Here is a 24584-nt window from a genome sequence, read left to right as displayed (position 1 = left end):
CTGGCTTGATGCGCCGCCTGCTCCGGCGCTAGCGCAGGCCCGCGACTTGCTGGTCAGGCTGGGCGCTATTTTGCCCCCGGACCTCCAACGCCGCATGGCCGCGCTTTAGCTGGCTTGGGATTGGTGCCTCGCTTGGGTCATCTGGTGCTCCGAGGCAAAGAAGCGGGACATGGCTCCACGGCCTGCGCACTAGCCGCTTTACTTACGGAACGCGACCTGCTCCGACCAGCCGACAGCACGCCCGCCCCACCCGATTTGCGCCTGCGTCTTGAAGCCCTGATGACGGGTCGGGCACCCCTGCCCGGCCTGGTGCCCGATAGCGGAGCCCTGCACAGAGTACGTGAGGCAGCGGCCGTGCTCCAAAATCGGGCTGATGTTCCCCATTCTACTATTGAACCTGATACGGCCGGCCTGCTGGCAGCCCTTGCCTACCCCGACCGTCTAGCCCAACGCGAAACGCCCGAGCGCGTCCGGCTCGTAACGGGCCAGCGCGCCTTATTGCCTGCCGAGCATTTTAGTCAGGAAGCCGTTTTTTTTGCCGTGGCTCACCTAGATGGGAATGCTAACGCGCCGCGTGCTGTCCTGGCCGCTCCTCTAGACCGCGCCGAGCTCGAACAGCATTTCCCGGAACTCATAACCAACACGGAAGAAGTACGCTGGGATGAGGCTGCCGAGCGAGTGGCTGCCCGCCGCCTGCGTCGTTTGGGGGCGCTTACGCTTTCTGATCAGCCGCTTTCCCAACCTGATCCGGCCACCGTAGAAGAAGCTTTACTGCATGGGCTGCGACGCCAGGGAATTGCACGCTTGCCCTGGACTGATGAGGCGCAGCATCTGCGTGAGCGGCTGGCTTTTCTGCACCATTTAAATCCAGCTGAGTGGTCTGATATGTCAGATGCGGCTCTCATACTACATTTATCAGAGTGGCTCGGACCTTTTCTTACAGGTGTGCGCTCTATTGCTGAGGTAAACCGGCTGGATTTAAGTGAAGCCCTGCTGAGCTGGTTGCCCGGCGGCTGGTCTCAGCGTCAGGAGCTGGATCGTTTGGCTCCTTCCCATGTTGTGGTTCCTACCGGCTCGCGCATTCGCATCAACTACGCTGACTCCGCCGCGCCCGCGCTGGCGGTGCGCTTACAGGAGGTTTTTGGGCTTTTGGATACGCCGCGAGTGGCTGGGGGCAAATTCCGCTTACGATGCACTTGCTTTCACCCGGCCACCGACCCGTGCAGGTCACCCGGGATCTGCGCTCTTTCTGGGCGGCAGGCTACTTCGAGGTGCGTAAGGATATGCGGGGCCGTTATCCGAAACATTACTGGCCGGACGATCCATTGGAAGCGGAGCCTATGCGGGGCACTCGCCGGCAAAATGGCTTGAAGTAAACCTTCTTCTCTGCTTGCACAGATTAAATTTCAGCCTTCCCGTTCTTATTTCTTCACCTGTATAGCGGTGATAAATACGCGTGCAGCTTGCGTGCAGGAAGCCATTCCGGCAGGTCTGTTTACTATTTAATAATGAGAAGATTCTCAATCTCAGCGACGTAACCCAACTTTTAGTCGTAGCTTTACCCGGCAATAAGAGTCACCTAATCTTCTTGTTGCCATGGCTGACCAATCTGCCAAAATTGCCTTCGAGGCCCTTACCTACGACGACGTACTGCTGCTACCTGCCTATTCGGAGGTATTGCCCCGCGACGCCGACACCAGTTCCCAGCTTACCCGCAATATCCGGCTGAACCTGCCCTTCGTGTCGGCAGCAATGGATACTGTAACCGAATACGAGCTGGCCATCACGATGGCTCAGGAGGGCGGCATCGGAATCATTCATAAGAACATGAGCATCAAGGCTCAGGCCGAGCAGGTGCGCCGGGTAAAGCGCTCGGAAAGCGGAATGATTCTGGACCCGTTTACGCTGTCTGAAACCGCTACCCTCGGCGACGCCAAGCAGCTTATGCGCCAGCACAAAATCGGCGGCATCCCCATCGTAGACGAAGAACGTCACCTGAAGGGCATCCTGACCAACCGCGACCTACGCTTTGAAAAGGATATGGAGCGCTCGGTGGCGGAGGTAATGACCCGCGACAACCTCATCACCGCCGCCACCGGCACCGACATGGCGCAGGCTGAGGACCTACTTCAGGAGTTCAAAGTTGAAAAACTACCGGTTGTGGACGAGCAGGGCCGCCTCACGGGCCTCATCACGTACAAAGACATTCGCAAGCGTCGGCGCACACCACGAGCGTGTAAGGACGTATACGGTCGCTTGCGCGTAGGTGCCGCCGTGGGCGTAACCCCGGATTTGCTTGACCGGGTAGCGGCCCTGGTGCAAGCCGGCGTAGATGTAGTGAGTGTAGACACAGCACATGGTCACTCAAAAGGTGTACTGGATGCCGTTCGCAGCATCAAGCAACAGTATCCCGAGCTGGAAGTAATTGCCGGCAACATAGCCACCGCTGAAGGTGCCCGAGCCCTAGCGGACGCGGGCGCCGATGCTGTGAAAGTAGGTGTTGGGCCTGGCTCTATCTGCACTACCCGCATCATTGCGGGTATTGGAGTTCCTCAGCTTTCCGCCGTATTGGAAGCGGCCCGCGGCCTTGAAGGCACTGGGGTTCCGATTATTGCAGATGGCGGCGTCAAGTTCTCGGGCGACGCGGTCAAAGCGCTTGCCGGTGGCGCTTCCTCCGTCATGATTGGCTCCATGCTGGCGGGTACTGAAGAAGCCCCTGGCGAGGTCACTATTTATGAGGGTCGTAAGTTCAAAACCTATCGGGGGATGGGCTCAGTTGAGGCCATGGAAGATGGATCCAAGGATCGTTATTTCCAGTCTTCGGAGGATGATGTAAAGAAACTCGTGCCGGAGGGCATCGTAGGCCGTGTACCATTTAAGGGCGGCGTAAGCGAGGTTCTGTATCAACTTGCAGGTGGCTTGCGAGCCGGCATGGGCTACTGTGGGGCTGCTACCATATCCGTATTGCAAGAGGCCCGTATGGTGCGCATCACAGGCGCGGGCTTACGTGAAAGCCACCCCCACGACGTACAGATTACTAGTGAGTCGCCTAACTACAGCAGCCGCTAACACATACGTTTGGATTGAATTATACTATGCCACTGGCCTATTAGCTGGTGGCATTCTTATGGCTACTCAGCTTACTTTTTTGTTTTGTCGAAAGCGTGCAGCAATTAACTCAGGCCCTGTATTTGTACTCGAAAAACTGCCATAAGTACGTAGACATGAAGATTGCATAATGTGCCCTCTACAGACTATAATCAACTCATCCAGATTTAGATTACTTTAGGTGGCCCCAATTCGAAACTGCCTTATCCTGAATGTGTCTCGTGAATGAGCGAAATACATCAAGGTCTATTTAATTTATAAGGCTTTATCTTGCTCAATCTTTCAGTTTGCTCCGGTTGTTTCTTATTACGCGTAATTTGTATTTAATTGCTCTCTATGCCCTCTAGCCAGAGGCTAACAGCCACGCTATTACCCCTTACGCTGCTTAGCTGGGTCGTGCTGCTGGTTAGTACGCTTCTTCGCGCTAGCCCGCCGGAAACGGCTTCTCTATCTGCCTTACCTGATTGGGTGACCCTGGTTGCCCAAGCTGTTTTTGCTGCCGGGGTATTTATATACTACCGCTTCCAGCCCGACCCACTACGAGGCACCGATTTTGTCGGCTTGTTTCGCCGATTGGTGCTCGGACCAGGCATCCTGGCCAGTATTTGCGTAGCCTTACACCTACTAGAGCGCTTCGTACAGTATCAGCTGCCCAGTAGTGACCGCACCTTTTTCGCGGTTATTTATACCATCAACTCAGGGCTGTTTATTCTCTTCCTAGCCAGCACCACCTACACGTGGCGGTCATTGGTACTGTTCAGATCTTCGGGCCGGCTGCGCCGCGAGTGGGAGCTTTTTGAGATATTATTAGGTGGTACGCTGCTACTTCGCCTTTTAGGCTGGGAGTTACCTACCTACCTAATGCTACTGGTTATTGGTGGGTTAGCCATCTTTGGCGTGTATCTGAGCGGCAACCAGAAATGGGTGGCCTATCTGAACCGACGGCAGAAGTGGGAGGTGGTGTTCATGCAACTGGCCATCCTACTGTGCATGACCATTTTTGTGGCCTACTTCGTACGGATTCAGTACGACCCTAAGCTGATAGCCCCAGAGCCTCAGCATGCTTTTTTACTGCTTACAGTATTTTTCGCGGCTTTCTATGCCGTGATGGGGCTGTTTGTTACATTTTTTAATTTGCCCACAGCGGGTGTCTTTGAGCAGAAGCGGGAAGAGATTTTAAGTCTGCAGCGACTCACGCAGCTTATTCAGCGTGGCCAAACGGAGGAAGACGTATACAGCATGCTCTTTGATGCTACCGTGCAAACCGTGGAAGCTGACGCGGCCTGGCTGGATATAGAAGTAAGCGACGAAGCGTACAAAGGCCAGCGCTACCACATTACGGAGGAGCAGTGTACTGCCATTCGGGGGCTGCTGGCTGATTATAACCTGGGGCACATTGAGTATCTCAATAATGACCTGCCGAATAGTAGCGGCTTTCGCAGCTTGGGTCTGCCTTTTGGGTCGCTTATCGTTATGCCTTTGCGCTCCACGAAGCGTCAGTATGGGGCTTTGTACATGCTGAAAAACCAGCCTCAGGGCTTTGATCGTGAGAATCTGGGCATTCTGCAAACGTTCACCAGCCAGACGATTCTTAGCATCGAGAACCTTCAGTTGGTAGCAGCTTCTATTCAGAATGAGCGTGTTCAGGAGGAGCTCAAGATTGCTTCTACCGTACAGGAAAGCTTGATTCCGAAAGACCTCCCTATTGATAACTGGTTTGAAATCAGTTCACATGCGATGGCTGCCAAGGAAGTGGGGGGCGATTTTTACGACTTCCTGCACCTACCGGGTCAGCGCCTCGCCATTCTGATTGGTGATGTGTCGGGGAAGGGCATTACGGCGGCTTTTCATATGGCGCAAATGAAAGGTATTTTCCATGCTCTGATGCAGGAAAACCCATTGGCCCGCAATGAGCGCGAGAAGTTTCCGGTGCCCAGCAAGTTCATGGCTATGGCCAACAAAGCGCTGGTTCACTGTCTCGAAAAGTCGTCTTTTATTACAGCATCGCTATATATAATAGATTATGAGAACCGTGGCTTCGTTTTTGCACGGGCCGGTCATTGTCACACGCTGTATTACCATTCCATCAAGGAGGAAGTATCGTATTTCCGTACTACGGGCTTAGGCTTGGGCATCATTCGCCACGACGCCTACGAAAAACATATTAAGAACCAATTCTACGATTACAACCCCGGCGACGTAATGGTAATCTACACGGATGGCATTGTGGAAGCGCGGGGGCAAATAAGGAGGAATACGGCGAGGATCGACTGCAACAGATGCTGGAGCGTACGTATTACCTTGAGGCCGATGAAATTAAGAATATGATTCTGGAAGATTTGGCGGAATTCAGCCGTGGTCAACCAATGCACGACGACCAGACCTTGCTTGTTATCAAGTTCCGGGCGTCCCAACCAGAACCAACCGTCTGACGTAGATGGGTCCTATGAAAATCACGCAACAAACCACCGCTCATACGCTCACGCTCAGCCTCGATGGCGAGCTAGATGCTAGCTCTTCTGTGATTCTTGATACAGAATTGACCAAGCCCGAAATCCTGAACTATCAGAAAGTATTAATTGATTGCCAGCGCCTGAACTACATTTCATCTGCTGGCCTTGGCGTGTTCATTTCCCACTTACAGCGCTTCCAAGATGCCAATGTGAAATTGGTATTTTTCAACATGCAGGAAAAAGTGCACAACGTATTTGAGATTCTGGGGTTAGATACGCTGATGACCATCGTGCCTTCCGAGTCGGAGGCTACTGCTATATAGCTTGACAGCGTAAGGAGGGGATGAAGAACGTAATTCGCATAAGTTGTAGCCGGGCTAACCTGAAGACAGTACGCGACTTCGTGAGCGCCTATCTGTCTGTGTACCACTTATCCGAATTGCATATCAATCAGATTGTGTTGGCCGTTGATGAAGTTGTGGCCAATCTGATCATTCATGCCAATGCGGAGAACGAATCGCAGTATCTGCAACTCAAGCTGGCCATGGAAGACCATATGTTTGGCATTGAGATAGAGGATGACAGCAAGGAATCATATTTGCCATCAACCTTTCGGGAGCCCGATTTGCTGGAGCATATCCGTCTTGGGAAGAAAGGCGGCGTAGGCATGGCACTTGTCAACCGCATTATGGACCGCGTGGAGTTTTCTTCCTCAGGCAACCATAACGTTTGCCGACTCTACAAGAAAGTGGTGTAGCCCAACGTTCTGATTTTCAAAAAGCCCCCCAGCCGCTGGGGGCTTTTTTGTACACGCTCAGTTTGATAGCGAGCTGAAGTTAGGCCAAAAAAAATCCGTAAAATTGCATCTGGCAACGACTCGGCCCTCAGGGTCATGATAGAGTTATTGTTCGTGTCGCATCTTTTTTTCTTTATGCCCAAACGCATTTTGTACGCTAGCCTCGGTGCTAGCGCACTACTGGCCATCGGATGCCAGTCTACCAAGTCCACGACGTCCGCCGCTAAGCAACCGGCGGTGGTTACGCTGGGAAAGCAGATAGTACCAGCCTCGGAATTTGCTTACGTATACCGGAAAAACAACGCCACGGCTCCTGATTACGGCACCCGTGCCAACGTGACGGAATACCTGGATCTGTACACCAACTTCAAGCTCAAGGTACTGGAAGCTGAGCAGCGCGGCCTCGATACCACGCAGGCTTTTCAGCGGGAGCTGGACGGCTACAAGCAGCAGCTGGCCCAGCCTTACCTGACGGAGAAAAGCGTAACCGACCAGCTCGTGCAGGAGGCTTACGACCGGCTAAGCAAGGAAATCAGCGCTTCCCATATTCTGGTGCGCGTGGCTCCCGATGCGGCTCCTCAGGATACCTTGGCCGCCTACCAGAAGGCGCTGGCATTGCTCCAGCGCGTTACCAGCGGTGAAGACTTCAACCAAGTAGCTCGTCAGGCATCGGAAGACCCTTCGGCGCGCGATAATGGCGGACAGCTTGGCTACTTTACAGCTATGCAGATGGTGTATCCATTTGAGAACGTGGCGTATAAAACGAAGGCGGGCGAAGTATCGGCGCCGGTCCGGACGCGCTTTGGCTACCACGTAATCAAAGTGAATGACGTACGGCCAGCACAAGGCGAGATTAAAGTGGCTCACCTCATGATTCGGGCCACGCCCGGCATGCCCAAGGCTGACTCGGTAACGGCTAAGAAGAAGGTGGATGAGCTGTACTCCCGCTTGCGTCGTCGTGAAGACTGGGACAAGCTGGTAACGCAGTTTTCGGAAGATGCTGGCTCGGCGGCCAATGGTGGCGAGCTGCCCGCTTTCGGTACCGGACGCATGATTCCGAGCTTCGAGGAAGTAGCGTTTAAGCTGCAAAAGCCCGGCGACATTTCGGCTCCGGTTCAGACGCCGTATGGCTGGCACATTATCAAGCTTATTGAAAAGCAGCCGGTGCCCACGTTTGAGGCCATGGCTCCTACGCTCAAAAGCAAAGTAGCCAAAGACTCGCGCTCGGAGCTAAACCGGGCGGCCTTTTTAAAGCGCATTCGGCAGGAAAATCAGTTCGCAGAAATGCCCCCCGTGCGTGATGCCATACTGGCGCAGGCCGATACAGCGCTGGTAAACGGCCGTTTTAAGTCAGAAACGTTTTTAAGCAAATTCCCGAGCGGCAAGCGCAAAAAAGGCGAGACCACCGTAAGCGCCGACGCTCCGCTGTTTACCGTAAAAGGCAAAGCGTATCCGATCAAAGACTTTTTAGCTTACGTGCAGCAGAGTCAGCGGCCGCGTGCCGGGGCTGATCCTCGTTTTGTGATGCAGCAGCTGTATGACCAATATGTAGATCAGAGTCTGACGGAATTTGAAAAGGCCAACCTCGATACCAAGTATGAGGACTACCGCATGCTGGTAAAGGAGTATCGCGACGGTATTCTGCTTTTCCAGCTGATGGACGAGAAAGTGTGGTCGAAGGCGCTAACGGATACGGTGGGCCTGCAGCAGTTTTTCACGGCCAATCAAGCTAATTATCAGTGGGGCCCGCGCGTGCAGGCCACGATGATCAACGCAGCCTCACCGGCTTTGCTGACTCAGGCTCAAAAGCAACTGGCAACTGGCCGCTTCGAGGTTACCCGTAATACTCCGGCCCCAGTAGCTTTCCGCGCAAGCCAATCCACAATTTTGCCCCCCAGCCAAACCAATCTTGACCGCTTGGCAGCCAGTCTGGCGTCAGACACGACCCTAAGCCTTACCGTAACTGGCCGCGTAAAACGCGGTGAACCGGTGGCTTTGGCTCAGCGCCGAGCTGCGGCTGTGGTGGCTTACCTGACGGGTAAAGGTGCACCGGCCAGCCGTATCAGTACAAAGACGGCTACAAAGCCTGTCGCTGCCGCTACGGCGCTGCTCGCTCTGACCAGCACGAGCACTGCTGTATTGGAAGAGAGCCTGAATGCCAGTAACCCGCTGGCTGTGCAGATAGTAGAGCAGAGCTTCCAGAAGGGCGACAGCAAAGTGGTAGATGAAGTAATGGACCGTGGTCCGGGTACTTACTCCGTGCAGAAAGATGGTCGCTTTTATGCCATTATCATCGAGAAAGCACTGCCTGCCGGGCCTAAAACCTTGTCTGAAACGCGTGGCCAGGCTACCTCCGACTACCAGAACTTTCTGGAAAAGCAATGGCTGGGGCAGCTTCGTACGCAGTATCCGGTACAGGTCAATCAGGCGGAAGTAGACAAGCTAATAACTAAATAAGCTGGCGAAGCTGCCCGAAAAAGCCCCCAGAGAGCCCAGCAAAGGCTGCTGTTTTCTGGGGGCTTTTTTATTCGTGCTATTGGCAAGGCACGGCTCTGGCTACCGCTTGCTAAAAGTTAGTGAGTCACGCAACGTTAGCCGGCAACACAGTCTCTTTACCCCGAAACGCTCTTTTGCGGCCTCAAACCCAGCTTTTTGCCGGAGAAGGGATTTATGTTGAAATTTACCGGCGGCTTTTCGCGTTTCGGTAGCCGGTGGGCTGGATATTCTTTGCTGTCCAGCTTCTTATTCTCTGAATTACATGACTCAATTATTTCGTACGGCGGCTCGTGTGACGCTGTTGAGCGGTGGCCTGCTAGTAGGTGCGGTAAGCACTGGTTTCGCCCAGCTGGGCTTGGCCCGGCCAGTAGGGCGCCAAACCGTAGACGCCATTATCGTGAAGTTGGACAACCAGATTGTGTTGCGTTCCGACCTAGAAAACATCTATCAGCAGGAGCTGGCGCGGGCGGAGGGCAAACCCTTGCCTCCCGATGTGAAGTGCCAGATTCTGGAGAGCATTGTGCTGAATAAGCTCATGCTGGCAAAAGCCGAGGTTGACTCCGTAGTGGTGGAAGACGACCAGGTAAGAGGTGAGCTTGACCGGCGCATGGCCTACTTCGTGCAGCAGATTGGCTCGGAGCAGAAGCTGGAAGAGTACTACAAGAAGCCCATCAAGCAGCTCAAGGATGATTTACGGCCGCAGGTGAAGGAGCAGCTCGTTCAGCAGAAAATGCAGGAAGAGATTGCCGGCAAAGTAACCGTGACGCCTCGGGAGGTAAAGCAGTTTTTCAACCGCATTCCGAAGGATAGCCTGCCTTACTATTCCACCGAAGTGGAAGTTGGCCAGATTATTAAGTTTGCTCAAGTAAATCAGAAGGCCAAGCAGGAAACGCAAGCGAAGCTGAACGAGATCCGGGCACGTGTTATAGCGGGCGAAGACTTTGAGAAGCTGGCGAAGGAGTTTTCCCAAGACCCGGGCTCGGCGGCTCAGGGCGGCTACTTAGGCTTTTTTAAGCGCCGCGAGCTAGTGCCCGAGTACGAGGCGGCCGCTTTACGCTTGGAGCCGGGCCAACTCTCGCCCATCGTCGAGTCGCAGTTTGGCTTTCACCTTATCCAGCTCATCGAGCGCAAAGGTGAAACCTTCAGCACCCGCCACATTCTGCTCAAGCCCGCTACCGGCACCTCCGACGTAAGTGAAGCCGCTGTGCAGCTCAATAAGGTTCGCAAGCGCATCTTGGCCGACAGCATCACGTTTGCTAAAGCGGCCAAGGATTTCTCCGACGACAAAAACACCAGCGGCAACGGCGGCCTGATTCAGAACCCCCAAGACCGGAGCAATTACTTGCCGCTGGATAAAATCGATCCGGCCATTTTCTTCACGATCGATACCATGAAAGTGGGTAGCATTACGCCTCCTATGCCTTACCGCACCGACGACGGCAAGGACGCGATGCGTATTCTGTGGCTGAAATCGAATAACCCGCCCCACCAAGCTAACCTACAGGACGACTACCAGAAAATAGCCGCCGCTGCTCTCAACGAGAAGAAAAACAAGGCGCTGGATGAGTGGTTTAAGAAGAATCGTGGCGACGTCTATATCGAAGTAGATCCGCAGTACGCTGACTGTAAGCTGCTTAATGCGGTTAATTAACTTTTAGGAGCTAGGAGTGAGAGGAGAGGAACACCTAACAGTGTGTTTCAGCTTCTCACTCCTAGCTCTTGGCTTCTAGCTCCTCCCCTTACATGCGAAACTTCTCTTCCGATAAAGAAGCTGCCGACGCGTTAGCTCAGTCTTACCAGGCCTTGCGGCAGGAAATCGGTAAAATTATCATTGGGCAAGATGAGGTGGTTCGCCTTGTGCTTACAGCCGTATTTTCGCAGGGTCATTGTTTGTTGGTAGGAGTGCCAGGCTTGGCCAAAACGCTGCTTATCCAGACGATTGCCGACTCGCTCGACTTGTCGTTCAACCGCATTCAGTTCACTCCTGACCTGATGCCGTCCGACATTGTGGGCTCGGAAACGATGAATCAGCAGCGCGATTTTCACTTTGTGAAAGGACCCGTGTTTGCCAACATCGTGCTGGCTGACGAGATTAACCGGACGCCACCTAAGACGCAGGCGGCCTTGCTGGAAAGCATGCAGGAATACTCGGTAACCGTGGCAGGGCAGCGCTATCCGTTGGAGCGGCCTTTCTTCGTGCTGGCTACTCAAAACCCGATTGAGCAGGAAGGTACCTATCCCCTACCCGAAGCCCAGCTCGACCGCTTCATGTTCAATATTCAGCTCGGATATCCGAGCTATGATGCGGAGCTGCAAATCGTGAAGAACACGACTTCGGATCATCGTCCCACCGTAAGCAAAATACTGCACGGTGATGATATCCAGGCGTTTCAGCATTTGGTGCGCCGCGTACCCGTGGCCGACAATGTAGTAGAATATGCTGTTAATCTGGTGCATAAAACCCGTCCAAACACGGATCGGGGGCAGCGCGGGCTACCCAGCTATTGGAATGGGGTGCCGGGCCGCGGGCTTCGCAACACCTGATTGTGGGGGCCAAATGCAACGCCTTACTCAACGGCAAGTACTCGCCCGACATTGAGGACGTGAAAGCTGTGGCGCTGCCTATTTTGCGTCATCGCCTGGTGCGCAATTTCAAAGCTGAAGCCGAAGGAATTTCGGTGGAGCAGATTGTAAAAGAACTCCTTTAAGTCATTTGACAGTCGGCTATCAGCGAGGGCTGGCTAAAATGTGTAATGATGCGCCGACAGGCTGTTAAATGATAAGTGTTAACTGTTAATTGAAAAAATGGAAGCTTCCGGTTATTACCAGCAATTCGAGCGCAACATTGCTATCATTCTGGATGCCTTGCAGGCGGGCCTCGATTTGCGCACCACCACGTTGGCTACTTCCCTGCCGCTGGAAGTGTATGTCCTCTGTGAAGTGCTGAATCAGGGCGGCGCTCAGTTCCGCCTCACCACCGATGGTCTGGCTCGCTTGGCTGAGTTTCGCGAGCAGTACGTACAGCGTGAAGCCGAAACGGAAGCCATAATGCAGCGTATTCTGGATGACAAAAAAGCCGTAATGCGCACACCGGAAGGACGTATGCTGGTGAAGGAAATGCTGATTCGCCGTTTGGAGTTTTTCAACGAGGCGGCCCGGCAGGTAAACGTAATGCGCATTCAGCAGGCACTCGGCAGCCCTTTGCAGTATAAACACCCATAAGCTGATTTTGCACGAACAAAAAGCCCCCAGAATCGTCTTTGGGGGCTTTTTCATGGGTATCAAATGAGAACTAGCTCATTGTGGCTTTATACTCCGATTTCACCTTGGTATGGCCGTCGCGTTCGTGCTGAAGGTCGAGGCCGTTGGTGGGTTCTTGCCGGAGCTTGCTGGGTACTTCGTCGCCGTGCGGACCTTTGGAAAGCGTTACGCCGCCATCCACGAAATACGTTGCGCCGGTCACGTAGCTGGCTTCATCGGAAGCTAGGAACAAGTAGACGTTGGCTACTTCTTCCGGAGTGCCGCGGCGGCCCATTGGTACGCCCTGCACCGTCTGCTTTTCCATTTTGGCAGTCATCGGGCCGGTTTCCTTGTGTGTCCAGGCCGTGTCGATGGGGCCCGGACCAACGATATTGGACCGCACCCCAAACTTAGCCTGCTCTACGGCTACGCCGCGCTGAAAAGCGTGCACAAAACCTTTGGTGCCGCCATACGGCGAGTTCTGCGGAATACCCATATGCCCCGCTTCGGAGCCGGCCGATACGATATTGCCGCGCGTTTTCTGCAAATATGGAATGGCCGCCCGCGTCATCATAAAGTTGGAGTACACATTATGCTTGATCATGTACTCAAACGCCTCAATCGGGTACTTATCAATGGTAGAGGTGGCGGGAAATACGCCGGCATTATTGATCAGAATATCCAGCTTGCCGAAGTCATGTATCGCCAGCTTCACGCATTCTTCAGCGGCTTCCTGCCAGGAAATATCGCCTAGGAAGCCGATAGCGCGGCCGCCGTGGGCTTGAATTTCGTCTACCACTTCGCGCACGGGGTCCGTGTCGAGGCCCACGACCACTACGGCCGCGCCTTCCTGGGCAAATCGTTTGCTGATAGCTTCGCCGATACCGGTGCCGCCGCCTGTTACAATGGCAACTTTGCCTTCCAGTCTTCTTTTCATAGCAGTTAGTGTTAGGTTGAGAATAGGTACTTGATAAAGGAAAACTCCTTCTTACTGATTGATAACCGTTTAAAACAAACGGCATTTGCCCCCCAGAGTTACTATTGCCCTGCTTCTTTCATCCCGGAGTAGGCTTTGCGCGTAGGACAGCTTGTTGCTTGCGCCAAATTATGCACCCCGCCGACCTTCCTCCTTTTCCGGCCCGCTTGCCTTTGCTCACCCCCGACTCACGCTGCGGCCCTACGTGCCTTCCGACGAGGCGGCATTTTTCGCGGTTCTCGGAAAGGACCGTGCTAGGCTTCAGGAAGCCTTTCCGGCCCGCTTGGCCGCCGTTCAAACTTCTGCCGATGCTGGCCGCATCTTAGAGTCTTTCGATTTGGATTGGCACACCAAGCGGATGTTCGTGCTAGGCATCTGGCGCACGGCTGGGGGGCAATATTTGGGCGACATTAGCCTGAAGCCTACCTGGGCCCGAACTGTTACGGCCGAAATCGGCTACTACCTCGCCTCAGAAGCCGAAGGGTATGGTTACGCTCGTGAGGCGCTAACAGCGGCCGTACAGCTCGGCTTTAGCCCTATTATCAACGCCGATCGTCTGGTTATCCGTTGCCGAGTCGATAACCCGCGCAGCTGTGCGGTCGCGGTCGCGAATGGCTTTCAGCTAGTGCCACCACAACCGCGTTTGTGGTCTCCCCGGAAATTAGAGAAGGAGTCCGACATTCTCCATTTCGCGCTAAATCGGCCCTGACACGCTTCTTTCAGGCAAAGAAAAGCTTGCGCTTAAATTAGTCTGCTCGCCGTAGCATGGTCAGAAAAAACTCCTGATTGAAGTTAAGATACGTTCCGAAGGAAAACTCTATCTGCCGGCGATTGAAGTCATAGAAAGGCTCGAAGCGAGTTGTCAGCAGGACGTTGCCGGGCAGGTGAAAATCGCTGAACATGCGCAGAATGAGCAATTCGCGGCGGCGTTGGGTAAAGTCGGCGTTGTTGACGGTGCTGGAAATGGATTGGTACAGCCGTCCGCCTTGAGGCGAGACAAAGCCATTCCCCGACCAATAGCTGAGCATAATGTTGGAGAGACGTGTATTTACGCCGGCGTTTAAATACAAGCCGTTGCCCTTATTATAGGGCAATACTTCCGTGAAAGAGTAGTCGGTATAACGCGTAACGTAGCCATCGAAATGTACCGCATGCACAAAGCCAGTCGCGGACAGCTTACGTCGCACGCGCAGGCCGGTAGCGAAGTTGAACAAGGTTTGTAAAGGCGTCGCAATCGTGTCAATTTGCCCCCACGGTGCATTGCCAGAAACTGCAGCGGCACCACGCCTAACCGCCACCCTGCTGAGTCCTGATACGCCGTGACTTCGGAGGTAAGGCCGCCGGCTACCTGCTCCTGAAAGTTACTGAATCGGTACTGCTGCCGCTGCCAGTCAACCCAAGCGTCGAGCTTCACCCGGTCGGTTTGCAGCTTGTACTGCATACCTTCTTCCAACCGGTTAGTCATCACGCGCTCAAAATCAAACAGCGGCTCGATGTAGTCGTGCTGCAAGTGCCCTTCAATATTGCCGAACAGAAAGCTGTGGGGGCCTTTTTGGTACTTGGCCGTAAACACCGGCCGCACCTGCCGCAGGCGCGACGTGCCATAGTCTTTATACAAAAAGATACCAGCCTCCAGCCGAATGTTGGCACTGGGAAAATACACAAGCCGCGGCGCCAGCTGCGTACCGTAATAGGTGCGGCCCTCGTCTATTTTGTTGAAATACTCGTTATCCTTTGTGAACAAGAACCCCTGCACAGCCACCCGAAGCTGGCCTTCATACTCTGGCTTGATAGGCAATGAGTACTGAAAGGCGTGATTATCGAGCTGGGCGGCGGCCGGAAAGCTGGTTAGCAACAAACTAAAAAACAGGCCGGCTGCCCGCCAAAAGACCGGTTTGATCTGGGTATCAATGACTACCTTTGACAAAAATTTTAGCATTATTTATTTTTCCCAGAATCAGCAAATATTTTTAGCATTGTGGGCACAAAATATAGCTTGTCTATGTTACCCACAGCCGACCTAGAACAGCCTCAACTAACACCTAGGAAGCGGCATTTCGACTTGTAAAAACGGCCTAAAAAGCCTAATTTCACCAAACCTAAGCATTTATACCCCAACCCCATTCTAATGGCTGCATCCACTGACAAAGTTGTCAACGCCAACGCCGAGAAAATGAAAGCTCTTCAGCTTACGCTGGACAAGCTCGACAAGAACTACGGCAAAGGCACTGTCATGAAATTGAGCGACAACAAAGTCGTTGATATTCCTGCTATCAGCACCGGCTCGCTCGGGCTTGATATTGCCCTCGGCATCGGTGGCTTGCCCCGGGGCCGGGTCGTAGAGATTTACGGTCCTGAGTCGAGCGGTAAAACCACACTTACCCTGCACTGCATTGCCGAAGCCCAGAAGCGCGGCGGCATGGCGGCCTTCATCGACGCCGAGCACGCCTTCGACCGTAGCTACGCCGAGAAGCTCGGCATTGACACCGAAAACCTACTGATTTCGCAGCCCGACAACGGTGAGCAAGCCCTTGAAATTGCTGACCAGTTGATTTCCAGCGGTGCCATCGATATCATCGTTATTGACTCCGTAGCTGCACTGGTGCCGAAAGGCGAACTGGAAGGCGACATGGGTGACTCGAAAGTAGGCTTGCACGCCCGCTTGATGAGCCAAGCCCTACGGAAGCTCACCGGTACTATCAACAAAACCGGTTGCTGCTGCATTTTCATCAACCAGCTTCGCGAAAAGATCGGTGTTATGTTCGGTTCGCCCGAAACAACCACCGGTGGTAACGCACTGAAGTTCTACGCATCTGTGCGTCTTGATATTCGCCGTATTGGCCAGATCAAGGAAGACAAGGACAACGTAACCGGCAACCGCACAAAAGTGAAGGTGGTGAAAAACAAAGTAGCGCCGCCGTTCAAAGTAGTTGAGTTCGATATTATTTACGGCGAGGGTATTTCCAAAGTCGGCGAGATTCTCGACTTGGGCGTTGATATGAACATCATCGCAAAGTCGGGCTCTTGGTTCAGCTACAACGGCGACCGTTTAGGTCAAGGCCGTGAGGGTGTAAAAACCATTCTGCACGACAACCCTGAGCTTGCGGATGAGATCGAAGCTAAGATTCGGGCAATGGTGAAAGGTGAGCCCGCTGTTGCACTGGCCGCCATTCCTACCGATGAATCAATTGACGAAGACGACGATTAGTCTTTCTGAGTTTTTGTAATTCAGAAAAGCCCCCAGATGATTTCTGGGGGCTTTTTTATTCAGCAATAAGCTGCGTTCTTGAGCCGTTGAGTGCTACCTGCAATCCGTGCCGGCGTGCAACTCGTTTTTAAGCGTTGACGTTTCGCTTAGTCCTGTCTTGCCGGTCGTTCGCAGGGTTAGGGATATATTTGCTGGCATTTCATTTGACTTAATGTCAGCTGAATCACTTTTTGGTTTGCCCTTCATGAATCGCCGCTGGTATCTGCTTATTCCGCTTTTGCTGCCTTTGCTGGCGCTGTTCGCCTGGCAGCCGGCTGATGGGTCGCGCACAGTTAGGAACACCAGCTTTATAAAGGGCGAGAAAATGCACTACAAAGTGCATTACGGCCTGATAAACGCAGCTGAAGCGACCATTGAGATTTCTAGTTCTTTGCAGCGCATCAACGACCGTCCTTGCTACCAGGCTACCGTAACAGGCAAAACTCTAGGCTCTTTTGACTTCTTCCTGCGCGTTCGCGACACGTGGCGCACCTTCATCGATACTACCAGCATCTTGCCCCAACGGTTTTACCGCAACATTGAGGAGAACACCTACCGCAAGCGTGAAACCGTTGACTTCGACCATTATAAAAATATGGCCAGCGTAGAGTCGCGCAAGAAGGAAAAGGACCCTGTGAAGCGCGGCACTTACAAAATACCTGAGAATGTGCAGGATCTGGTGAGTGGTTTCTACTTCCTGCGTACCCTCGACTACGACAAGCGGCGGGTGGGCGAAGTGATTCGGGTGCAGGGTTTTTTCAGCAATGAGGTGTACAACATGGACGTGGTGTACAAAGGCCGCGAGACCGTGGAAACCAAGGCAGGCATCATTCGCGCTATTCGATTAGTACCCAAAATGCCCCCAATAAGCTTTTTCGCGGAGAGGATGGGGTTTCTGTTTACCTTTCCGATGACCGCAACAAGATTCCGGTACTCATTCAGGCTGAGATGTTTGTAGGCGCCGTGAAGGTGGATATGTATAAATATCAAGGCCTAAAGCACCGCTTGAATGTGGTGGCTCGCGCTGGCGCCAATCCTTGAGAAAACCACCCACCACCGTAGTTCATAATAAGGTAACATTAGGTTAACCTCGACAACCGGTAATTTTGCAGTCGATAGTATCTTCTGATTCAACCCTCAGTCCTGTGCAACCAACCGCCTCCCCAATGCCTACAAGATTCTGGTAGTCGATGATGATCCGGACATTGTAGAACTACTGGAGTACAACCTGCGCAAGGAAGGCTACGACGTAGCTACCGCCCCCGACGGCCGCAAAGCCCTGGAAATTGCCCCCAGTTCGAGCCCGACATCGTTTTGCTCGACGTGATGATGCCCCATCTCGACGGCATTGATACCTGTCGGCAGCTACGGGCTTTGCCCAAGTTCAAGGATACGTACATCATTTTCCTGACGGCTCGCGCCGAAGAGTTCTCAGAAGTAGCTGCTTTCGAAGCCGGCGCCGACGACTTTATTGCCAAGCCCATCAAGCCGCGTGCCCTAATGGGCCGCCTGGCCGCCTTCGTACGTCGCGACAAAGACCCGCAAGTGGTGCTGGACACCATCGAAATCAACGGTTTGCGCATCGATCGGACGGGCTTTGCTGTCTATCAGGAGGGGCGCAAAATATCCTTACCCAAGAAGGAGTTCGAGCTATTGGCTTTCCTGGCTGCTTCGCCTCATAAGGTATTTGGCCGCGAAGAATTGCTGCAGAATATCTGGGGTAATGATGTATTCGTACTCGCTCGCACCGTGGATGTGCATGTGCGCAAAGTGCGCGAAAAAGTCGGCGACCATCACATCCAAACTATTAAGGGTGTGGGGTATAAGTTTAATATCGATGAATGATTTGCGGAGTCAGAACTTGATTTATCTGCACCGGTAAAAAGCCGGCCCTGCTACAGGGCCGGCTTTATATTTGGGCTTGCGGTAGCTAGTCTTAGCCCCGTACTACACCTCGCTTCAGCTCATGGATTTCTCTTCCCGCTCCATTGCCATTCTGATTGCCTTGCTCGTGGCAGCGGTGCTCGTCACGTTTGCCTGGACGGTGCCGACGCTGCCGTTTCAGCAGGCCTTTCTAGCGGCGGGTATCACGGTGGCGGCTTGTTTTCTACTGGTTTATCTGGCATTTGAGGCGTTAATATTTCGCGAAATCAACAACATCTACGCGGGCCTGGAAAACGTCAAGCGCAAGGAATTCCGGCGCCTATCGAATAAATTCCTGTTTCGGCCCGAGCCACTAAAGCGTATGCGGGAAGAGATTCTGCAAATGGCGGAGCGCAAACAGCGGGAAATAGACGAGCTAAAACGCCTGCAAACACTCCGCCGCGAGTTTCTGGCCGACGTATCACACGAGTTGAAAACGCCCATTTTTGCCGCTCAGGGCTTCCTCCACACCGTTCTGGATGGCGATATGGACGATGAGTTTCTGCGCCAGAAGTTCCTCCGCAAAGCCGCTACAAGTCTTGATACTCTCGATGCGTTAGTACAGGACCTGGTAACCATATCTCAACTGGAAAAAGGAGTCGTTCGGATGCGGCGGCAGGTATTCGATTTGGCCGAGCTTGTCCGGGAGATATTCGAGCAGCTGGAGTCTAGAGCCACCCAGCGCCAGGTTAAACTCGAATTGCTACTGTCAAATGAATCGGTGGGGGGCATTTTGGTGCTAGCCGACCGCAACCGCATTCGTCAAGTGCTCGTCAATCTGATTGATAATGCCATAAAATATGGTCGTGAGGCCGGCCACGTAACCGTTATGCTGGCAGAAACCACCAAAGCCGTCCGTATTTCCGTTCGCGACGATGGCGAGGGAATCCCAAAGCAGCACCAAAATCGCATTTTTGAGCGCTTCTATCGCATCGACAAAAGCCGTTCCCGCGATTCTGGCGGCTCGGGTTTGGGCCTGGCCATCAGCAAACATATTGTAGAAGCGCACAAATCAACTATCCGAGTGCATAGTGAGGCTGGGCAAGGCACCTCGCTGGAGTTTAAGCTTGCGAAGCCGCGTAAGCCGACAAAGACCACGGAAGCGCCCCAGACTTAGTCCATTAGGTCATCTATCGCATAGGCGGTAAAGCGTGTATTGCTTCGTACCTTTGCGGCCCGTTATGAAGCAACCCGATTTTCAAGACCTTATCCTGTTTGAAGACGACGACTACATCGTCATAAACAAACCTCCTTTCCTAGCTACACTCGATGAGCGCGTGGGTGGTGCGCCCAACATTCTGCGCATGGCCCGCCAGTATCACTCCGATATGCAGGCCTGCCACCGCCTTGACAAGGAAACGTCTGGTGCCTTGGCTTTGGCCAAGAACCCGGAGGCCTACCGTCACCTCTCCATGCAGTTTGAAAACCGAGAGGTAAAAAAGAATTATCACGCTGTGGCCTGGGGCGTCCATCACTTTGATAATAAGCTGGTGGACCGCAGCATTGAGACAACTACGAAAGGCAAGGCCCGACTAGCTTACAAAGGCAAAGCGGCTGAAACTTACTTCACCACGCTCGAAACGTTTGCTAAGCATACGCTGGTGCAGTGCGTGCCCATCACTGGCCGTATGCACCAGATTCGCTTGCACCTGATGTACCTGCAGGCACCCATTGTAAACGACACGCTGTACGGGGGTGAAGAGTTCTTTTTGTCTTCGTTGAAAAAGAAATTTAACATGAAGGCTGGCGAAGAAGAGCAGCCATTTATCAAGCGTTTTGCCTTGCACGCAGCTAAACTCACATTCGCTCGTCTCAATGGTGAAGAAGTGACCGTGGAAGCACCATACCCAAAGGATTTCCGGGTATTAGTGGAAAATATGCGTCAGCTTCAGTAAACTAAATACCCGCTTAGAATGCGCGAGGTGCTGATATGGTTAGCAAATCGCGTAAGCCGTTCACTCAATGATCACTCGTCAGTAGTGCTTGTCAAATTGCCCCCACAAGTCACTATTTTCTTTGAAAGTACGTGCTGCTCAGGCACAAATATCATAGTCACCCTTGCATTTAAGTCGAAAGGCGGTAACTTTGTGTCCGTTTTTCCCGGACCCTGGTCCGTTCTATTCTCATTTCCAACCGCTTACCTTCTTCCCAATGGATCATCTGAGCTTCAAGACGCAATCCGTCAACAAAGCCAACGCCAACAAGGGCTGGGTTGTCGTTGACGCCAGCGTGGCCCCGCTGGGTCGCGTTGCCAGCCAGATTGCCAACATCCTGCGCGGCAAGCACAAGCCCTCGTTTACGCCCAACTCTGATTGCGGCGACTCGGTTATCGTCATCAACGCTGACAAGCTGCGTGTGACGGGCAAGAAAATGACTGAAAAAATCTACATCTCGCACTCGGGTTACCCAGGTGGTCAAAAGCGCAAAACCATGCGTGAGGTGATGGAAAAGTCATCGACTCGTGTGATTGAGCACGCCGTACGCGGCATGTTGCCTCACAACCGTTTGGGCCGCGAGCAATTCCGCAGCCTGTTCGTGTATGAAGGCGCTGAGCACCCCCATGCTGCCCAGCAGCCCGTGGAGGCCACTTTGAACAAACTGTAAGCCACGACGGCTTTCGTATTTTTTTCTAACTTTTCTTTAATGGAAATCTCCAACACCTCTGGTAGAAGAAAAACCTCGGTGGCCCGCATTTACATGCAGGCCGGGCAAGGGAATATCACTATCAATGACCGGGAAATGAAGGCCTATTTTGGCAACGAACTCCTGGAAAACATCGTGAACCAGCCCTTCGCTACGCTCGAGAAACTCGGGCAGTACGACGTGAAAGTAAATGTGCGCGGTGGCGGCATTTCGGCTCAAGCTGAAGCCATTCGCTTAGCCATCTCGAAAGCGCTGGTAGGCGAGGACGCCGAATCACGGCCGGCTCTTAAGAAAGAAGGCTTCATGACACGCGACCCCCGCATGGTGGAGCGTAAGAAGTTCGGTAAGCGCAAGGCCCGCCGCTCGTTCCAGTTCTCGAAACGCTAAAACCAGAGGAAATTCATCATGGCTCAGTCCACCACATATAAAGACCTGCTCGACGCGGGTGCCCACTTTGGTCACCTTACGCGCAAGTGGGATCCAAAAATGGCGCCGTACATCTTCATGGAGAAGAACGGCATCCATATTATTGACCTGAACAAGACCCTCGCTTCGCTGGATCAGGCTACCAACGCTATCCGTAACATCGCCAAGAGCGGTCGGAAGGTAATGTTCGTTGCTACTAAAAAGCAGGCTCAGGAAATTGTAACGGAAGAGGCTAAGCGCCTCAAAATGCCTTTCGTAACTGATCGGTGGTTGGGGGGCATGCTCACCAACTTCGCTACGGTCCGCAAGTCGCTGAAGAAGATGACCACCATCGACAAGATGGTAAAAGAGAACACCGCTTATGCTGCAATGGCAAAGCGCGAGCGTCTGATGATGTCGCGCGAGCGTGAGAAGCTGGAGCGCGTATTGGGTGGCGTTGCCGACCTAAGCCGTCTGCCCGCTGCTCTGTTCGTAATCGACGTAAAGCGTGAGCACATTGCTGTAAAAGAAGCCAAGAAGCTAGGTATACCAGTATTCGCTATGTGCGATACTAACTCTAACCCCGAGCTGGTTGACTTCCCAATTCCTGCTAACGACGACGCTTCAAAGTCTATCTCCCTCATCGTAGGTGCTATGAGCAAGGCTATTGAAGAAGGCCTGTCGGAGCGCAAAGTTGATAAGGAAGAAGCTGACAAGAAGCAGTCCGAAGAGGAAGGCATCAAGGAAAAGCAAGCCGCCGACGAATAAGCGTTTAGAAGAAGCTAGGAGTTAAGAGATAGAAGATAGAATCCGGTGGGTTGAACCAGCTTCCGGATTCTGTTTACTTCCTCTTAGCTCCTAGCTTCTTGTATGAACACCCCTACATAACATTCTAATTTCTAGCTTTTAGCTAGCTACTAACTTTTTAAGAAATGGCAGCAATTACCGCCCAAGACGTGAACAAGCTGCGCGCTATGACTGGCGCGGGCATGATGGATTGCAAGAAGGCTCTGACCGAGGCTAATGGCGATTTCGAAGCCGCACGTGACATTCTGCGCAAGCAAGGCCAGAAAATCGCTGACAAGCGTGCTGACAATGCTACCTCTGAAGGCCTAGTTCTAGTACAAGTAAGCGAAGATGGCACCGCTGGTAAGCTGGTTGCTTTGGCTTGCGAAACGGAATCAGTAGCTAAAGTGGCTAACTTCCGTGAGTTGACCCAGCAGATTCTGGACGCTGCCGTGCGCACTAACGCTGGCACGAAGGAAGATCTGTTGGCAACCAAAGAAGCTGACGGCCTGACTCTGCAAGATCACATCACAGACCTGATGGGCAAAATCGGTGAGAAGCTGGACGTAACCTACGCCACGCTGACTGCTGAGAAAGTAGCTTCTTACATCCACTCCGATAACAAGAAAGGCGTACTCGTTGGCCTGAAGAATGTAGCCGGTGCCGATGTAACTGAAGTTGGCCGCGACGTAGCGATGCAGATCGTAGCGATGAAGCCCGTAGCAGTAGACAAAGAAGGTGTTGACTCTGCTACCGTGGAGCGTGAAATCGAGATTGGCAAAGAGCAGGCGCGTGCTGAAGGCAAGCCCGAAGCGATGCTGGAGAAGATTGCCCAAGGCAAGCTGAACAAGTTCTACAAGGACAACACTTTGCTTAATCAGGAATTCGTGAAAGACAACTCACTAACCATCGCCCAACTGCTCGACAAGAAGCAGAAAGGCATGACAGTAACTGACTTCAAGCGTGTAGTTATTGGTGGCTAAGCTTTTTTAGCTTCTATACTAAAAAAGCCCCCCAGCTAATTGCTGGGGGCTTTTATTTTTCTCCACAAGTAACCCCAATTACTAATTGAGTTTCTGGATCAAAGTGAATCCAAGTTCCTTCTGACGCTGCAAATGGAGCAGGATAAGTCAAGAAGTACTGCTTCGTTTTTTCGTTGTTATAAAATGTCCAGATCTCACTTCGATTAGCGCGCTCATAGTAGTTATAGTCCCCCATTATCTTCTTTGCCTCCTCTAAAGTCATTCCTACTTTGACTTTTTCACAACTAGCTAAGTACCCAGTGGCATCTTTTTGCAGGCGATAAGTATCGTAGAAAAACTTTAAAATGGTGAAGGCACCAATTGCTGCCAGCAGTAAAGTAAGATACCTTTTCATTGGAGCTAGATTATTGGTTGACTTGCTGCCACGCGCGTACCCGCGCTATAGCGTTCTCCCGCACATTCATGTAGTACAGCCCATAATCGGCGATGTGGAAAGAATGGCGTAGCTCGGGGCGGCCGGGAATGAGGAAGCGGGGGTAGCCAGAGGTAGTAGGTGGATGCACCCAGAGTACGCCGTCGTGCACTTTGGCATCAGCCACAGCCTTGTCGATGCGATTGAAGGATTGCGGCACGCTGCCTCGGTTCAAAGATGCGGGAGCAGCGGTGGTATCGCGGGTCCAGGTGAGCGGATTGATGGCCAAGGCGTCGCGGTAGGGCTCGTAGCTGTAGCCCCACTCGCCGGTGTTCCAGCTGATAAAGCAGTTGGTTTGGGTGGAATCTTCGCAGGGACGCAGATTTTGGTATGCGGCAGGATTTACTTTGAAGCCTACTAAATACGCGGCTACCAATTGGCTTCGACGCCTTGGGTCTTGGTCGAAGAAGTCATACAGGAGGCGCTGGGCATGAAAGGCGCCTTGGCTATGGCCCGCCAGAATGATGGGGCGGCCTTGATTATAATGGTCCAGGTAATACTGGAAAGCAGTTTTTACATCCTGGTACGCCAGATCCAAGGCAGCTCTGGCATTGGCACTACTATCACTATCGAAGAAGCTATAGAGAGCAGCTTGGCGGTAGCGGGGCGCATATATCCGACCGGCTGCATTAAACACCGAGGCCTGACGACGGATACTAAACTGATCGGTGAAGGTGTTTAACGCCGCATCTGCTGTAGAGCCATTCCAGCCGTGCGGGCGGATGAGCGTGGTAAGGTGAATGAAAAATACATCGGCGGCCGCTGTAGCCTGCTGGTCGCGCATACCGGAGTTCTTGGGTACGGCATCTGCGGAATCACGGCGCGTGGGAAGCGCAGCCCAACTGGCTTCCTGCGTATAATCGGGTGCGAGGGCGGGTGTATAGGCTGTGAAGCTCCGAACTGGCTTGATAACGCCCAAGCAAGAGGAAAGTACGCCCAGCAGCAACAGCCAGGCCGGCCGGGGGAAGCGGCGTAGTAAGGAAGGAAGCAGCATTACTGGCAAAGAAAAGGCCTGCACAAGGGTGCAGGCCGCAAGTGCTTAGTTAACAAGCACAA

At 53.0% G+C, this 24584-nt stretch carries 19 protein-coding genes and 5 pseudogenes; 19 read left to right on the top strand and 5 right to left on the bottom strand.

Annotated features, from left to right (window positions below):
* Positions 1-279: 279 nt before the first annotated feature.
* The 9 genes and pseudogenes from H9L05_RS26085 to H9L05_RS10755 all read left to right on the top strand — a co-directional run bounded on the left by H9L05_RS26085 (position 280) and on the right by H9L05_RS10755 (position 12075).
* Positions 280-1376: pseudogene (locus H9L05_RS26085) on the top strand (ATP-dependent helicase C-terminal domain-containing protein).
* Positions 1377-1596: 220 nt separating this feature from the next.
* Positions 1597-3069 carry an IMP dehydrogenase gene (gene guaB, locus H9L05_RS10795; RefSeq protein WP_187734134.1) on the top strand — a complete coding sequence of 491 codons (1473 nt, stop codon included), beginning with the start codon at positions 1597-1599 and terminating at the stop codon, positions 3067-3069.
* Positions 3070-3444: 375 nt separating this feature from the next.
* Positions 3445-5540: pseudogene (locus H9L05_RS24975) on the top strand (PP2C family protein-serine/threonine phosphatase).
* Positions 5541-5554: 14 nt separating this feature from the next.
* Positions 5555-5884: an STAS domain-containing protein gene (locus tag H9L05_RS10780; RefSeq protein ID WP_133271725.1), complete on the top strand. Its 330-nt coding sequence runs from the start codon at positions 5555-5557 to the stop codon at positions 5882-5884.
* A 20-nt stretch (positions 5885-5904) separates the two neighbouring features.
* Positions 5905-6318: an ATP-binding protein gene (locus tag H9L05_RS10775; RefSeq protein WP_187309934.1), complete on the top strand. Its 414-nt coding sequence runs from the start codon at positions 5905-5907 to the stop codon at positions 6316-6318.
* Positions 6319-6492: 174 nt separating this feature from the next.
* A complete protein-coding gene (locus H9L05_RS10770; RefSeq protein WP_187734131.1) occupies positions 6493-8814 on the top strand; it encodes a peptidylprolyl isomerase in 2322 nt (773 codons plus the stop codon).
* A gap of 301 nt (positions 8815-9115) precedes the next feature.
* Positions 9116-10504, top strand: coding sequence for a peptidylprolyl isomerase (locus H9L05_RS10765; protein ID WP_187734130.1), 1389 nt, complete (start codon positions 9116-9118; stop codon positions 10502-10504).
* 92 nt (positions 10505-10596) lie between these two features.
* Positions 10597-11561 (top strand): annotated as a pseudogene (locus H9L05_RS10760) (AAA family ATPase).
* Positions 11562-11658: 97 nt separating this feature from the next.
* Positions 11659-12075 (top strand): hypothetical protein, encoded by a 417-nt coding sequence (locus H9L05_RS10755; RefSeq protein ID WP_187734129.1) that lies wholly within the window; start codon positions 11659-11661, stop codon positions 12073-12075.
* Positions 12076-12145: 70 nt separating this feature from the next.
* On the opposite strand, the gene H9L05_RS10750 is transcribed toward H9L05_RS10755, so the two are convergent.
* Positions 12146-13030 carry an SDR family NAD(P)-dependent oxidoreductase gene (locus tag H9L05_RS10750; protein WP_187734128.1) on the bottom strand — a complete coding sequence of 295 codons (885 nt, stop codon included), beginning with the start codon at positions 13028-13030 and terminating at the stop codon, positions 12146-12148.
* Between the two features lie 151 nt (positions 13031-13181).
* Between H9L05_RS10750 and H9L05_RS10745 the strand changes: the two genes are divergently transcribed.
* A complete protein-coding gene (locus H9L05_RS10745) occupies positions 13182-13778 on the top strand; it encodes a GNAT family N-acetyltransferase (RefSeq protein ID WP_317175170.1) in 597 nt (198 codons plus the stop codon).
* A gap of 37 nt (positions 13779-13815) precedes the next feature.
* Here the strand turns inward: H9L05_RS10745 and H9L05_RS10740 are convergent, their stop codons facing one another.
* Together H9L05_RS10740 and H9L05_RS10735 are read right to left on the bottom strand one after the other, a co-directional pair.
* Positions 13816-14139 carry a hypothetical protein gene (locus tag H9L05_RS10740; protein ID WP_187734126.1) on the bottom strand — a complete coding sequence of 108 codons (324 nt, stop codon included), beginning with the start codon at positions 14137-14139 and terminating at the stop codon, positions 13816-13818.
* Positions 14130-14996 carry a hypothetical protein gene (locus tag H9L05_RS10735; RefSeq protein WP_187734125.1) on the bottom strand — a complete coding sequence of 289 codons (867 nt, stop codon included), beginning with the start codon at positions 14994-14996 and terminating at the stop codon, positions 14130-14132. The genes H9L05_RS10740 and H9L05_RS10735 overlap by 10 nt, the downstream gene beginning before the upstream one ends.
* Before the next feature lie 201 nt (positions 14997-15197).
* Between H9L05_RS10735 and recA the strand changes: the two genes are divergently transcribed.
* The 9 genes and pseudogenes from recA to tsf all read left to right on the top strand — a co-directional run bounded on the left by recA (position 15198) and on the right by tsf (position 23056).
* Positions 15198-16277 (top strand): recombinase RecA, encoded by a 1080-nt coding sequence (gene recA / locus H9L05_RS10730; RefSeq protein ID WP_187734124.1) that lies wholly within the window; start codon positions 15198-15200, stop codon positions 16275-16277.
* Between the two features lie 211 nt (positions 16278-16488).
* Positions 16489-17357: pseudogene (locus tag H9L05_RS10725) on the top strand (DUF3108 domain-containing protein).
* Between the two features lie 136 nt (positions 17358-17493).
* A pseudogene (locus H9L05_RS10720) lies at positions 17494-18161 on the top strand (response regulator transcription factor).
* Between the two features lie 121 nt (positions 18162-18282).
* Positions 18283-19356, top strand: coding sequence for a sensor histidine kinase (locus H9L05_RS10715; protein WP_187734123.1), 1074 nt, complete (start codon positions 18283-18285; stop codon positions 19354-19356).
* Positions 19357-19420: 64 nt separating this feature from the next.
* On the top strand, positions 19421-20134 hold the full coding sequence (locus tag H9L05_RS10710; RefSeq protein ID WP_187734122.1) for an RluA family pseudouridine synthase: 714 nt from the start codon (positions 19421-19423) through the stop codon (positions 20132-20134).
* 256 nt (positions 20135-20390) lie between these two features.
* Positions 20391-20843 carry a 50S ribosomal protein L13 gene (rplM, locus tag H9L05_RS10705; RefSeq protein WP_084446170.1) on the top strand — a complete coding sequence of 151 codons (453 nt, stop codon included), beginning with the start codon at positions 20391-20393 and terminating at the stop codon, positions 20841-20843.
* Positions 20844-20882: 39 nt separating this feature from the next.
* Entirely contained in the window at positions 20883-21269 is a 387-nt protein-coding gene (gene rpsI / locus H9L05_RS10700) for a 30S ribosomal protein S9 (protein WP_084446168.1), read from the top strand.
* 18 nt (positions 21270-21287) lie between these two features.
* Positions 21288-22055 (top strand): 30S ribosomal protein S2, encoded by a 768-nt coding sequence (rpsB, locus tag H9L05_RS10695; protein WP_187734121.1) that lies wholly within the window; start codon positions 21288-21290, stop codon positions 22053-22055.
* Positions 22056-22219: 164 nt separating this feature from the next.
* Positions 22220-23056: a translation elongation factor Ts gene (tsf, locus tag H9L05_RS10690; protein WP_187734120.1), complete on the top strand. Its 837-nt coding sequence runs from the start codon at positions 22220-22222 to the stop codon at positions 23054-23056.
* Between the two features lie 52 nt (positions 23057-23108).
* Here tsf and H9L05_RS10685 read toward each other — a convergent pair whose 3' ends face one another.
* A complete protein-coding gene (locus tag H9L05_RS10685) occupies positions 23109-23450 on the bottom strand; it encodes a hypothetical protein (RefSeq protein WP_187734119.1) in 342 nt (113 codons plus the stop codon).
* 10 nt (positions 23451-23460) lie between these two features.
* Positions 23461-24522 (bottom strand): DUF3089 domain-containing protein, encoded by a 1062-nt coding sequence (locus H9L05_RS10680; RefSeq protein ID WP_187734118.1) that lies wholly within the window; start codon positions 24520-24522, stop codon positions 23461-23463.
* Positions 24523-24584: the final 62 nt, after the last annotated feature.

This window comes from Hymenobacter qilianensis (assembly GCF_014489555.1).
In the GTDB taxonomy this organism is placed as follows: domain Bacteria; phylum Bacteroidota; class Bacteroidia; order Cytophagales; family Hymenobacteraceae; genus Hymenobacter; species Hymenobacter qilianensis.
This window is presented reverse-complemented; position numbering and strand designations above follow the sequence as displayed.